Below are 12,295 nucleotides of genomic sequence, written 5' to 3'. Positions count from 1 at the left end.
TCATCGGTCAGCTCGAGATGGAGGTTCTTCGGCATCGCGTCCCTCCCGCAGGACGCCTACCCACACCGCAGCCGACATCACCCAAACCGCTTAGAAGACCGGGCGTCGACGGCGGTCGTCGGCCGTTGTCAGTCGCATTTGGTAAGAATGCAGGCGTGAGCAGCGCGGACGGGGAACGGGACGGCGGGGCACAGGGTGCGCCGCCTGAGCAGCTTGCGCTGATTCGGGAGAGTGTGCGGCAGGCGAAGGGGCCGAAGGCGAAACCGCGGACGTGGCGGGGGGCCGCGCTGGCCGCGGAGTTGCCCGTCGCGCGGGTGCTGGTCGACAAAGGGGTGCTGCATCTCGACCGGTACTTCGACTATGCCGTGCCCGCGGAACTCGACGCCGACGCGCAGCCCGGGGTGCGGGTGCGGGTGCGGTTCGGGGCCGGGCGGCACCGGGTGCGGGACGGGCGGCGTGAGGGAGGGGGGCTGATCGACGGGTTCCTCGTCGAGCGGCTCGCCGAGTCGGACTACTCCGGGCCGCTCGCCGCGCTCGCGCAGGTCGTGTCGCCGGAGCCGGTGCTGAGCGAGGAACTGCTCGGACTCGCCCGGGCCGTCGCCGACCGGTACGCGGGGAGCCTCGCCGATGTGCTGCAGCTGGCCGTGCCGCCGCGCAGCGCGCGCGCCGAGCAGAAGCCGTCGCCCGCGCCGCTGCCGCCGCCGGGGGTTCCGGATGTCGGGTCCTGGAGGCGGTATGAGCGCGGGGCAGGATTCCTGGAGGCGCTGGCCTCGGGGGGTGCGCCGCGCGCTGTGTGGAACGCGCTGCCGGGACCCGAGTGGAGCGAGGAGATCGCGCGGGCCGTCGCCGCGACGCTCGCCTCCGGGCGCGGGGCGCTCGTCGTCGTACCGGACGGGCGGGCCGCCGGGCGGGTCGACGCCGCGTTGACGGCTCTGCTGGGTGAGGGGCGGCATGCGCTGCTCACCGCCGATGCCGGGCCCGAGAAGCGGTACCGGCAGTGGCTGGCCGTGCGGCGCGGGTCCGTGCGGGCGGTCGTCGGGACCCGGGCCGCGATGTTCGCGCCGGTTCAGGACCTGGGGCTCGTCGTGATCTGGGACGACGGGGACGACAGCCACAGCGAGCAGCACGCGCCGCAGCCGCATGCGCGGGAGGTGTTGCTGCTGCGCGCCGCCCTGGACAAGTGCGGCTTCCTGCTGGGGAGTTGGAGCTGCACTGTGGAGGCGGCGCAGCTGGTGGAGAGCGGGTGGGCGCGGCCGTTGGTCGCGTCGCGCGACCAGGTGCGGGGGGCCGCTCCGCTCGTACGGACCGTGGGGGACGGGGATCTCGCGCGGGACGAGGCCGCTCGGGCCGCCCGGTTGCCGACGCTGGCCTGGCAGGCGGTGCGGGAGGGACTGAAGCACGGGCCCGTGCTGGTGCAGGTGCCCCGGCGGGGGTATGTGCCGCGGATGGCGTGCGCGCAGTGTCGTGCCCCCGCGCGGTGCCGGCACTGCGCCGGGCCCTTGGAGGCGCAGGACGCGGGCGTGCTGCGGTGCGGGTGGTGCGGGGTCGAGGAGAACTCCTGGCACTGTCCCGAGTGCGGGGGGTTCAGGTTGCGGGCCCAGGTGGTGGGGGCGCGGCGGACCGCCGAGGAGTTGGGGCGGGCGTTTCCCGCCGTGCCGGTGCGGACGTCCGGGCGGGAGCAGGTGCTCGACACTGTGCCGGGGACTCCCGCGCTGGTCGTGAGTACGCCGGGGGCCGAGCCGGTTGCCGAGGGTGGGTATGCGGCGGCGCTGCTGCTGGACGGATGGGCGATGCTCGGGCGGCCCGATCTGCGGGCCGGGGAGGATGCGCTGCGGCGGTGGATCGCGGCGAGTTCGCTGGTACGGCCGCAGGGGGATGGGGGGACGGTGGTCGTCGTGGCTGAGCCCACCTTGCGGCCTGTGCAGGCGCTTGTGCGGTGGGATCCCGTGGGGCATGCGGTGCGGGAGCTGGCCGAGCGGGCGGAGTTGGGGTTCCCGCCGGTGTCCCGGATGGCTGCGGTGGCCGGGGCGGCGGAGGCTGTCGCGGAGTTTCTTGCGGCTGTCGAACTGCCGCCGGATGCCGAGGTGTTGGGGCCGGTGCCGGTCGTGTTGGCCGGGGGGCCTCGGCGGGTTGGGGGGCCGGCGGTGGGGGAGCGGTGGGAGCGGGCGTTGATTCGGGTGCGGCCGGGGAGTGGGGGGGCGTTGGCTGCCGCGTTGAAGGGGGCGCAGGCTGCTCGGATGGCTCGGGGTGGGGGGGATGCGGTGCGGGTGCGTGTTGATCCGCCGGATATCGGGTGAGGGGCCTCGGCTTTCGGCCTCGGCTTCTCTCCCACCCGTGCACCGCCTGTTTACGGTCGGTCGAGAGGCTGGCGTTTCCCGTGGGGGTTCCCGCCGTTGGCGTCTGTCTGTCCGTGAGTTCGACCGGCCCTGAGTTCGGCCGACCGGCATGCGGCTGCCTCCCGGTTGTTGTCCGGGAGGCAGGCAGGGTTCGGTCGTCGGGTCAGCCGTTGCGCGGGCCCGGGAAGGCTGTTGGCCTGGCCTCGTCGCGGAGGGTGGGGCTGCCTGCTGTGGGCTGGGTCGGCATGGAGCGGGCGGCGGGGACCGTCGGGAGCGCGGGCATCGGGGGGAGGCCGGTGTTCACCGTGACCGGGCGGGCGGTCGCTGCCTCGGTCGTGCGTTCGGCGTCGGCCGCTGCCTGGGTCGCGGCGCGGCGGGCGCCGTAGCGGCGGTGCACCGCCTGCTTGGTGACTCCGAGGGCCGAGCCCACTGCGTCCCACGAGAAACCGAGCGAGCGGTCGAAGTCCACGGCGGCCGTGACCAGGGTCTCGACACTGTCCCGCAACTCCTGCGCGAGACGGACCGTCGGGGCGGGAGCGCGCCCGTAGACGACGAAGCCCGTGGACGGGCCGGAGCGGCGCGGGCGGTAGACGTTGCCCAGCTGGGCGGTGAGCGTGCGCAGTGCGTCCACCTGCCGGCGGACCCGCTCGATGTCCCGCACCAGCAAGTGCAGGCTGGCCCGAGCCTGGGCGTCGTGGGTTGCGTGGTCGGCCATGAACAAGCCTCTCGAACCGGCGTTGAAAAGGATCGGGCCGCGTGAATGCGGCCCATAGTGGTCAACTCTTTCTTGACCAACGCGTGTGCGCTCCGCTGGTCACGCAACGGGGGCGTAAGGGCATATGCGTACGCCCCCGGTGAACCGGTGCGCGCTGCGGGCGGCCGTGTGCTGTCCGACGTGGGCCCCCGGGCCCGCGCGCCATAGACTGGTGCGCTGCCCGCACACTCCCGCCCGAGAGGCCCGAACGCACCCATGAAGCTCGTCTTCGCCGGTACCCCCGAGGTCGCCGTTCCCGCACTGGACGCCCTGATCGCCTCCGGACGGCACGAGGTGGCCGCCGTCGTCACGCGGCCCGACGCACCGGCCGGGCGGGGGCGCAGGCTGGTGGCGAGCCCCGTTGCCGAGCGGGCCGAGGAGGCGGGCATCGAGGTGCTGAAGCCCGTCAAGCCGCGCGACCCGGAGTTCCTGGAGCGCCTGAGGGAGATCGCGCCCGACTGCTGCCCCGTCGTCGCCTACGGTGCCCTGCTGCCCCGTGTCGCCCTCGACATCCCCGTCCACGGCTGGGTCAACCTGCACTTCTCGCTGCTCCCCGCCTGGCGCGGCGCCGCCCCCGTGCAGCACTCCATCATGTCCGGCGACGAGATCACCGGCGCCTCCACCTTCCTGATCGAGGAAGGCCTCGACTCCGGGCCCGTCTACGGCACCGTGACCGAGGAGATCCGCCCCACGGACACCAGCGGCGACCTGCTGACCCGGCTCGCCTTCGCCGGCTCGGGCCTGCTCGCGGCGACCATGGACGGTATCGAGGACGGCACCCTGAAGGCCGTACCGCAGCCGGCCGAGGGCATCACCCTCGCCCCGAAGATCAACGTCGAGGACGCCCAGGTGGAGTGGACGGCTCCGGCTCTGCGGGTGGACCGGGTGGTGCGCGGCTGCACGCCCGCGCCCGGCGCCTGGACCGGCTTCCGCGGCGAGCGTCTCAAGATCATCCAGGCTGTGCCCGTGCCGGAGCGGACCGACCTCGCGCCCGGTGAGCTCTCCGTGGGCAAGAACAACGTGTACGTGGGTACCGGCTCGTACGCCGTCGAGCTGCTGTGGGTGCAGGCGCAGGGCAAGAAGCCGATGCGGGCGGCGGACTGGGCGCGCGGGGCGCGGATCGGGGCGGGGGAGAGGGTCGGGACTCCCGCCGTGTGACGTCTCGCGCGCGGTCCGGCCGGTGCGACGTAGGCTGGACGCACATCTCAGCCAGAAATCCGGAGCACCTTTTTCGTGAGCGAGCAGTCCCCGCGACCCCGTAAGCCCGGCAAGCCCTACCGCCGGCCGCAGAAGGACCCCGTCCGCATCCTCGCCTTCGAGGCGCTGAGGGCCGTCGACGAGCGGGACGCGTACGCGAACCTCGTGCTGCCTCCGCTGCTCCGGAAGGCGCGCGACAAGGGCGACTTCGACGCCCGGGACGCGGCGCTCGCCACCGAGCTGGTCTACGGGACGCTGCGGCGGCAGGGGACGTACGACGCGATCATCGCCTCGTGCGTCGACCGGCCGCTGCGTGAGGTCGACCCGCCGGTGCTGGACGTGCTGAGCCTCGGGGTGCACCAGCTGCTCGGGACGCGGATCCCGACTCATGCCGCCGTGTCGGCCTCCGTCGAGCTGGCCCGGGTCGTCCTCGGCGACGGACGGGCCAAGTTCGTCAACGCCGTGCTGCGGAAGGTCGCGCACGACGACTTCGACACGTGGGTCGAACGGGTCGCGCCGCCCTACGAAGACGATCCCGAGGACAACCTCGCCATCGTGCACTCGCACCCGCGCTGGGTCGTCTCCGCGCTGTGGGACTCGCTCGGCGGCCCGCGCGCCGGGATCGAGGACCTGCTGGAGGCAGACAACGAGCGGCCCGAGGTGACCCTCGTGGCCAGGCCAGGCCGGTCCACCACCGACGAGCTGCTGCGCGAGGAGGCCGCGCTGCCGGGGCGCTGGTCGCCGTACGCCGTGCGGCTCAGTGAGGGCGGCGAGCCCGGGGCCGTGGCGGCCGTGAAGGAAGGCCGAGCGGGGGTGCAGGACGAGGGCAGCCAGCTGGTCGCCCTCGCGCTGGCCGACGCGCCGCTCGACGGGCCGGACGAGAAGTGGCTCGACGGGTGTGCCGGGCCCGGCGGCAAGGCCGCGCTGCTCGCCGCCGTGGCCGCCGAGCGCGGGGCGATGCTCCTCGCCTCGGAGAAGCAGCCGCACCGTGCGGGGCTGGTGGCGAAGGCGCTCGCCGGGAACCCCGGGCCGTACCAGGTCATCGCTGCCGACGGGACCCGGCCGCCGTGGCGGCCCGGCAGTTTCGACCGCGTCCTGATGGACGTGCCGTGCACCGGGCTCGGCGCGCTGCGCCGCCGCCCCGAAGCGCGCTGGCGGCGCCGGCCCGAGGACCTCGACGGGTTCGCGCCCCTGCAGCGCGGGCTGCTGCGCACCGCGCTGGAATCCGTGCGCGTCGGCGGTGTCGTCGGCTACGCGACCTGCTCGCCGCACCTCGCCGAGACCCGGGCCGTCGTGGACGACCTGCTCAAGCAGTACCCGCACACCGAGCTGATCGACGCCCGCCCGCTCCTGCCCGGAGTCCCGGCACTCGGCGACGGCCCCGACGTACAGCTGTGGCCGCATCTGCACGGGACCGACGCGATGTATCTGGCGCTCATCCGCAGGACCGGCTGACCCGGGGGCCAGTCGGTGCGCCGTCATCGGGAGGACTGGTTGCCGTGCGGGGGCCGGCCGGTGTGCCGTCGTTGCCGTGCGGATCATGGGACGTGTTCATCCGCAGCGCTGGCTGAGGCGCGGGCCGTAGAGCGCGGTCATCTGCGGGACCGGCTGACGTGCCGGCCAGGCGACGCGTTCGTCCGCAGGACCGGATCACGCGCGGGCCGTAGAGCGCGGTCATCTGCGGGACCGGCAGACGTGCCGGTCACGGGGCGTGTTCATCCGCAGCGCCGGCTCACCCGCCGGTCATTGAACGGGCTCGTCCGCAGGACCCGTTGACGCCTGTGTCATGCGACGCGCTGGAGGGACTCCCTCGTGAGGTCGGCCGGCGTCGGATATCCGTCGACGGCCATGATCAGGTCGGTCTCCGCGAGGAGTGAGCGCAGGACGTGGACGATGCCGTCCGTGCCGCCCAGGGCGAGGCCGTAGGCGTACGGGCGGCCGATGCCTACGGCGGTGGCGCCCAGGGCGATCGCCTTGACGATGTCGGCGCCGCTGCGGACGCCGGAGTCGAACAGGACCGGGAGGCCGTCCGCCGCCTCGACCACGGCCGGGAGCGCGTCGAGGGCCGGGAGGCCGCCGTTGGCCTGGCGACCGCCGTGGTTGGAGCAGTAGATGCCGTCCACGCCCCCGTCTCTGGCCCGGCGCACGTCCTCGGGGTGGCAGATGCCCTTGACGATCAGCGGGAGGGTGGTGAGGGAGCGCAGCCAGGGCAGGTCGTCCCAGGTGAGGGGGTTGCCGAAGAGCTGGGTCCAGAGGAGGACCGCGGACTGGGGGTCCTCCTCCGGGGTGCGGGCGAGGCGGGCGCGGAAGACCGGATCGCTGGTGTAGTTGGCGAGGCAATGGCCGCGCAGCTGGGGGAAGTTGGCGGTGGAGAGGTCGCGGGGGCGCCAGCCGGTGATCCAGGTGTCCAGGGTGACCACGATGCCCTTGTGTCCGGCCTGTTCGGCGCGGTGGACGAGGCTCGCGGCGAGGTCGCGGTCGGTCGGGGTGTAGAGCTGGAAGAGGCCCGGGGTGTCACCGAACTCGGCGGCGACCTCCTCCAGTGGGTCGACCGTGAGCGTGGAGGCGACCATCGGCACACCGGTGCGCGCGGCGGCCCGCGCGGTCGCGAGGTCGCCGTGTCCGTCCTGGGCGCACAGGCCGATGACTCCGATGGGTGCCATGAAGACGGGAGAGGGCAGCTTCAGCCCGAACAGGTCGACGGACAGGTCGCGTTGGGCCGCGCCGACGAACATCCGGGGGACCAGTCCCCAGTGGTCGAAGGCGGTCACGTTGGCGCGCTGGGTGCGTTCGTCGCCGGCGCCGCCCGCGACGTAGGACCAGACAGAGGGCGGGAGTGCCGCGCTCGCCCTCTCCTCCAGTTCCGCGAAAGCCATGGGGTAGGACGGCAGGATGCCGCCGAGCCCGTTGAAGTAGATCTCGTTCTGATAGGAGCCGAACGGCTGTCCCATGCCATCTCCCTCTTCGCTCAGGGAGGGATTCTCGCAGCGGGTGCGGCGGCCCCGTACCCGCACCCCACCGCCTCCGCCACCGACCGATGCCGCTAACCCCCGCGGGACATGGCAGGCTTGGGGCATGGCCGTGCAGATCAACCCCAGCATCCTGTCCGCCGACTTCGCCCGCCTCGCCGAGGAGGCCAAGGCGGTCGAGGGCGCCGACTGGCTCCACGTCGACGTCATGGACAACCACTTCGTCCCGAACCTCACGCTCGGCGTGCCGGTCGTAGAGTCGTTGGCCCGGGCGACGGACACCCCGCTGGACTGCCATCTGATGATCGAGGACGCCGATCGCTGGGCCCCCCAGTACGTCGAGGCGGGTGCCTCCTCCGTCACCTTCCACGTCGAGGCGGCCGGCGCTCCGGTGCGGCTCGCGCGCGAGATCCGGGCCAAGGGCGCCCGCGCCTCCATGGCGCTCAAGCCGGCGACGCCCATCGAGCCGTACGAGGATCTGCTGCCCGAGCTCGACATGCTGCTGATCATGACCGTGGAGCCGGGCTTCGGTGGCCAGCCGTTCCTCGACATCATGCTGCCGAAGATCCGCCGTACCCGTGAGCTGATCAGGAAGCACGGACTGGAGCTGTGGCTGCAGGTCGACGGGGGAGTTTCGGCCTCGACGATCGAGCGTTGCGCGGAGGCCGGAGCCGATGTCTTCGTCGCCGGTTCGGCGGTCTACGGGGCATCCGACCCGGCCGCGGCGGTACGTGCATTGCGCACACAGGCCGAAGGGGTCGTGAGCAAGGCATCCTGGGCGTGCGACCACTGAGCGGCAGGTATGTGAACGGCGGCCATCAAGGCTGATCAACAGCGCCGGATCTGCAAGGATGAACGGCGAATCCAGAGTGTGAACAGCAGTGAGGAGATCGCCGTGTCGGGTATGTCGGCGGGCCGGTCAGCCATGCGGATGGGACCCGCAGAGCTGGTGCAGGCGGCGGCCATGGCCCGCCGCTTCTACCTCGAGGGCAAGTCCAAGATCCAGATCGCGGAGGAGTTCGGCGTCAGCCGCTTCAAGGTGGCCCGGGTCCTGGAGACCGCCCTCGAACGGGATCTCGTACGCATCGAGATCCGAGTACCGGCCGAACTGGACGCGGAGCGCTCGGACGCGCTGCGCGCCCGGTACGGCCTCAGGCACGCCGTCGTGGTCGAGTCCCCGGCCGAGGTCAGCGAGGAGTCGCCCGACCCCGAGAATCTCGGGGAGGTCGCGGCCGACCTGCTCGGCGAGCTGGTCAACGAGGGAGATGTGCTCGGCCTCGCCTGGGGCCGCTCCACCATCCACATGGCGGCGGCCCTCGACCGGCTGCCGCCCTGCACGGTGGTCCAGCTGACAGGTGTGTACGACGCCGGGACGGCCGAGCGCGGCTCGGTCGAGGCGGTACGGCGGGCCGCGCAGGTGTCGGGCGGCGACGCCCACCCGATCTACGCGCCGATGCTGCTCCCGGACGCGGCCACCGCGGAGGCGCTGCGCCACCAGACGGGGATCGCCCGGGCCTTCGAGTACTTCGACAAGGTCACGGTCGCCTGTGTCTCCATCGGCTCCTGGGAGCCGGGCATCTCGACGGTGTACGACATGCTCAGCGACGAGGAGCGGGCACACTACTCGTCCCTCGGTGTCGCCGCCGAGACGTCCGCGCACCTCTTCGACGCCGAGGGCCGCCGGGTCGGCCGGGACCTGGGCGAGCGGTGCATCACGGTCAAGGCGGACCAGCTGCGCCGTATCCCCGAGGTCGTCGCGATTGCGGGCGGGCAGCGGAAGGCGGCGGCGATCGACGCGGTGCTGCGGTCCGGTCTGGTCACCAGCCTGGTGACGGACACCGCCGCCGCGGACTATCTGATGACGGCCGGCACGCCACCGAAGTCGGCGCTCGGCCGGACGGACCCCGACGGGATCTGAAGGGTTCTGACAGCGGGCCGTGGGGGACGGCCCTGACAAAGGCTCGTACGGGGACGGCCGTGGCAGCATCGGGCGCATGCTGCTGCGGTTCGTCTCCCGAGTGCTTCTCGTCTGTCTGGCCGTACTGCTGCCCGTGGGCTGTTCGTCCACGGCCGCGAGCGGAGGCACCGGGACCGTCAAGGCGTCCCAACTCCCCGCCGAGGCACGGCAGACCCTCACCCTGATCGACCGGGGCGGCCCCTTCCCGTACGCCAAGGACGGGGTCGTCTTCGGGAACTACGAGAAGCTGCTGCCGGAGCAGAAGCGCGGCTACTACCACGAATACACCGTCCGGACGCCGGGCTCGCGCGATCGCGGGGCCCGGCGCATTGTCACCGGGCAGGGCGGCGAGATCTACTACACCGATGATCACTACAAGTCGTTCAGGACGGTACTGAGATGACGGAGTTCGCGGTCACCCTGGACCTCGACGGGGTCACGGACAAGGCCGGCCTGATGGACGGTGTGGTTCACGCTCTCGGACTCCCCGACTGGTTCGGCCGCAACTGGGACGCGCTCGCCGACAGCCTCGGCGACCACACCGTGTGGCCCGAAGAGGCCGTGGAGCGGGGCCTGTTGGTCGTCGTACGGAACTGGCGGGCGTACGCGAAGGCACGGCCGGAGGAGTGGGAGACGGCGGTCGACGTCTTCGGTGACGCGGTCGACCGGACGCCGACGCTGTCCGTGGTGCTCGCGTTGGGCGGGGGCGGGCGCTAGGCCGATTGTCCGAGGCGGCTGGCAGAGTGGTCGGTATGGAGCAACAGCAGCAGCGCACGTCGGTGCGTCTCGTGGTCGTGGATCCGGATCTCGACGCGCAGTGCGACCGGGTGGAGGAGCATTTGCTGGCGCCGCTGGCCGAGTCCGTGCGGGGAGCCGGTGGGCACGCGCTTTTCGCGGACGGGCTCGTGGTCTTCCGGCAGGTGCGGGAGACCCTCGCCGAGGCGGTGGCGCGCGGCCCCAAGGTGTGGACGCCGAACGGCCGTTGGGAGCACGAGGGCCTGCGGATCGTCGAACTGCCCACTGACGACACGGACTTGCTCTACGCGCTGCTGCGCGAGCTTTCCGGGCTCCTGGTGGCGCCGCCGGACCTGCCCGACCCCTCGGGCGTCGTGGCCGCGGTCCTCGGCACCGTACTGACGCCCGAGAAGACCGCCGTCGGCCTGGTCGGCGCGCTGGCGCGGGTGCTGTCGTTGGTGGACCTCACGCCCGACGCCGACACGGCCACCCTCTTCGCGGCGATCGACGCGGCCGACGGCGAGGACGTGCGGCTCAGCTACGGGCAGGACGAGGCGTGGCAGCGCCTCGCCCACCGGCTGACCATGCTGCTCACCGAGTCGGCTCCTCTGCACCGGTTCCTGTACTGATCCCTTGTCCTAGCGGGAACGCCTGCGGCGTCGGGGGACGAGGAGGAGGACGAGGAGCGTGCCGCCCAGCAGGGCGGCGGCCACGGCTGCCGCGGTGGCGACGAGCGCGGTGCGGTCCGTGCCGGTGGCGGCCAGCGTGCCGAAGGTGAAGGTGACGCTGTCGTTCGAGGCGTGCGGGTCGTGGAGGTGGATGCCGGCCGGGCCGGGGCGTACCGTCGCCGTGCCATTGGCGCCGTCGTAGTCCTTGTCCGTCTTCACGGACAGTCCGAACTCCTGGCTTCGGCCGGCGGCGATGCCGTAGGGCACGGTGCACACATAGTGACGGTGGCCCGCCTCGAAAGGTGCCGTCCCGGTGTTGCCGTTCCAGAGGAGGCAGGGGCCGTAGACGCTGTCCTCCGACTCCGAGTGCCGGTAGGCGGTCGCGACCGTGTGCTCGGGCAGGACGACGTCGACCACGGCGACGGCCTCGTCGTCGGTCCCGTACACGGAGGCCGGGCCGTGGTCCACGGCGTTGAGGGCCAGCGTCCATTCATGTGCCCCCGGTGCGGGCTTCGCGGTGGCCCTGGCCGCCAGATCCGCGGAGTTGTCGGCGGAGACGTCGACCCGGCCCGTGGTGCCGCGCTCGAAACCGGCGCCGGCCCCGGACGCGGGCACCAGCGTGAGCGCCGGACCGGTGCCCGGCTCGGTGCCCGTGACGGGTTGATCGCCGGGTTTCAGGAACTCGACCCAGTAGTTGGTCACGCCGGTCATGACGTGCTCGCCGACCGTGGCGGTCAGCGGGCTGCTCAGCTCCACGGTGGCCCCCGCGGCCACGGGGGCCGTGAACACGCAGGTGACGGATGTCCGGCCGTCGAGTGCGACGAGGTCGGAGCCCACGCCGTAGCCGCAGTTGGAGAACTTCCGGTCGAAGTCCAGACCGCCCGCCGACTCCCAGCGCAGAACGATGCGCCGGTCGGTGGCCAGGTCGCCGGTGTTGCGCAGCCGGAGCGGAAGGCCGATCCGGGACCCGGTTCTGACGTGCGTCATGGCGGGGACCTTGCCGACGACCAGCTTCGGGACGCCGACGACCACCTTCGTCCGCGCGGTGGCGCCGGGGTCGTGGCCGTCGGAGACGCTGTACTCGATCGTGCCGGTGGCACCGAGGGCGGTGCCCACATCCGACTGCACGGTGAAGTCGAGGTTCGCCAGCTGGGAGATGTCCTTGTTGAGGCAGGTGAAGAGCTGTCCCTGGGCCGTGCACCTCGGGTCGGCGACCGTGATCCTCGCGATGCCCGCCAGGCCCCGGCCATCGACGACGAAGGTCTGGTGCGGGGGCACGGGAGCGTCCCCCGTGCTGTTGGAGAACGCCCAGACCACATGGACCGACTGCGCGGCCGATCCCACGTCGATCTGCTGGTCCGCCTCGATCGAGCCGTGGATCCCCGTCGGCAGGGGAGCCGGACCGGCGGCCACGGCGGCCGGTCCGGCTGCCAGGACGAGCGCCAGGGCCGCGAGAACCGTGCGGTGGAGAGCCATGCGTGTTCGATGCGCGAACCGTCCCGAAGGTTGCCCGCACATGAATCACCGGCTCCTTGGACATTCCTCCAGAGACCCCTGTGACCTGCCTGGACGATGATCCGAGGCATGGCATTCCGCCTGACATGGGACAATGAAGTACGTGCTCTTCCCCCTGGCTGATCTGTCCGGGGGTCACCTCGATCGACTGGGATGTGCGGCAC

11 protein-coding genes are annotated in these 12,295 nt (G+C 72.4%); 8 read left to right on the top strand and 3 right to left on the bottom strand.

Going from position 1 to position 12,295, the window contains the following annotated elements; translation table 11 throughout:
* The first annotated feature begins 155 nt into the window (after window positions 1–155).
* Window positions 156–2,297 carry a primosomal protein N' gene (locus AB0I51_RS36945; RefSeq protein WP_362982764.1) on the top strand — a complete coding sequence of 714 codons (2,142 nt, stop codon included), beginning with the start codon at window positions 156–158 and terminating at the stop codon, window positions 2,295–2,297.
* Window positions 2,298–2,499: 202 nt separating this feature from the next.
* Here AB0I51_RS36945 and AB0I51_RS36940 read toward each other — a convergent pair whose 3' ends face one another.
* Window positions 2,500–3,051 (bottom strand): hypothetical protein, encoded by a 552-nt coding sequence (locus tag AB0I51_RS36940; protein ID WP_019066412.1) that lies wholly within the window; start codon window positions 3,049–3,051, stop codon window positions 2,500–2,502.
* Window positions 3,052–3,306: 255 nt separating this feature from the next.
* On the opposite strand from AB0I51_RS36940, the gene fmt reads away from it, so the two are divergent.
* Together fmt and AB0I51_RS36930 are read left to right on the top strand one after the other, a co-directional pair.
* Window positions 3,307–4,248: a methionyl-tRNA formyltransferase gene (fmt, locus tag AB0I51_RS36935; RefSeq protein ID WP_362982763.1), complete on the top strand. Its 942-nt coding sequence runs from the start codon at window positions 3,307–3,309 to the stop codon at window positions 4,246–4,248.
* A 75-nt stretch (window positions 4,249–4,323) separates the two neighbouring features.
* Window positions 4,324–5,742: a transcription antitermination factor NusB gene (locus AB0I51_RS36930; RefSeq protein WP_362982762.1), complete on the top strand. Its 1,419-nt coding sequence runs from the start codon at window positions 4,324–4,326 to the stop codon at window positions 5,740–5,742.
* 329 nt (window positions 5,743–6,071) lie between these two features.
* Here AB0I51_RS36930 and AB0I51_RS36925 read toward each other — a convergent pair whose 3' ends face one another.
* Window positions 6,072–7,238, bottom strand: a complete 1,167-nt coding sequence (locus AB0I51_RS36925; protein ID WP_362982761.1) for an alpha-hydroxy-acid oxidizing protein — start codon at window positions 7,236–7,238, stop codon at window positions 6,072–6,074.
* Between the two features lie 124 nt (window positions 7,239–7,362).
* Between AB0I51_RS36925 and rpe the strand changes: the two genes are divergently transcribed.
* The 5 genes from rpe (at window position 7,363) to AB0I51_RS36900 (ending at window position 10,577) form a co-directional block, all read left to right on the top strand.
* Window positions 7,363–8,049: a ribulose-phosphate 3-epimerase gene (gene rpe, locus AB0I51_RS36920; protein ID WP_362982760.1), complete on the top strand. Its 687-nt coding sequence runs from the start codon at window positions 7,363–7,365 to the stop codon at window positions 8,047–8,049.
* Window positions 8,050–8,127: 78 nt separating this feature from the next.
* The gene (locus AB0I51_RS36915) at window positions 8,128–9,174 is read left to right on the top strand and encodes a sugar-binding domain-containing protein (RefSeq protein WP_262062317.1); all 1,047 of its coding nucleotides are present in this window, start codon (window positions 8,128–8,130) and stop codon (window positions 9,172–9,174) included.
* Window positions 9,175–9,250: 76 nt separating this feature from the next.
* Entirely contained in the window at window positions 9,251–9,616 is a 366-nt protein-coding gene (locus AB0I51_RS36910) for a ribonuclease (protein ID WP_362982759.1), read from the top strand.
* Window positions 9,613–9,930, top strand: coding sequence for a barstar family protein (locus AB0I51_RS36905; protein ID WP_362982758.1), 318 nt, complete (start codon window positions 9,613–9,615; stop codon window positions 9,928–9,930). Before AB0I51_RS36910 ends, AB0I51_RS36905 begins: the two co-directional genes overlap by 4 nt.
* 35 nt (window positions 9,931–9,965) lie before the next feature.
* Window positions 9,966–10,577, top strand: a complete 612-nt coding sequence (locus AB0I51_RS36900; protein ID WP_362982757.1) for a hypothetical protein — start codon at window positions 9,966–9,968, stop codon at window positions 10,575–10,577.
* A 9-nt stretch (window positions 10,578–10,586) separates the two neighbouring features.
* On the opposite strand, the gene AB0I51_RS36895 is transcribed toward AB0I51_RS36900, so the two are convergent.
* On the bottom strand, window positions 10,587–12,092 hold the full coding sequence (locus tag AB0I51_RS36895; protein ID WP_362982756.1) for a hypothetical protein: 1,506 nt from the start codon (window positions 12,090–12,092) through the stop codon (window positions 10,587–10,589).
* Window positions 12,093–12,295 lie beyond the last annotated feature (203 nt).

The organism is Streptomyces sp. NPDC050549 (genome assembly GCF_040655035.1).
In the GTDB taxonomy this organism is placed as follows: Bacteria; Actinomycetota; Actinomycetes; order Streptomycetales; family Streptomycetaceae; genus Streptomyces.
Note: the sequence above shows the minus strand (reverse complement) of the source record. Positions and strands in the feature narration are given on the sequence as shown.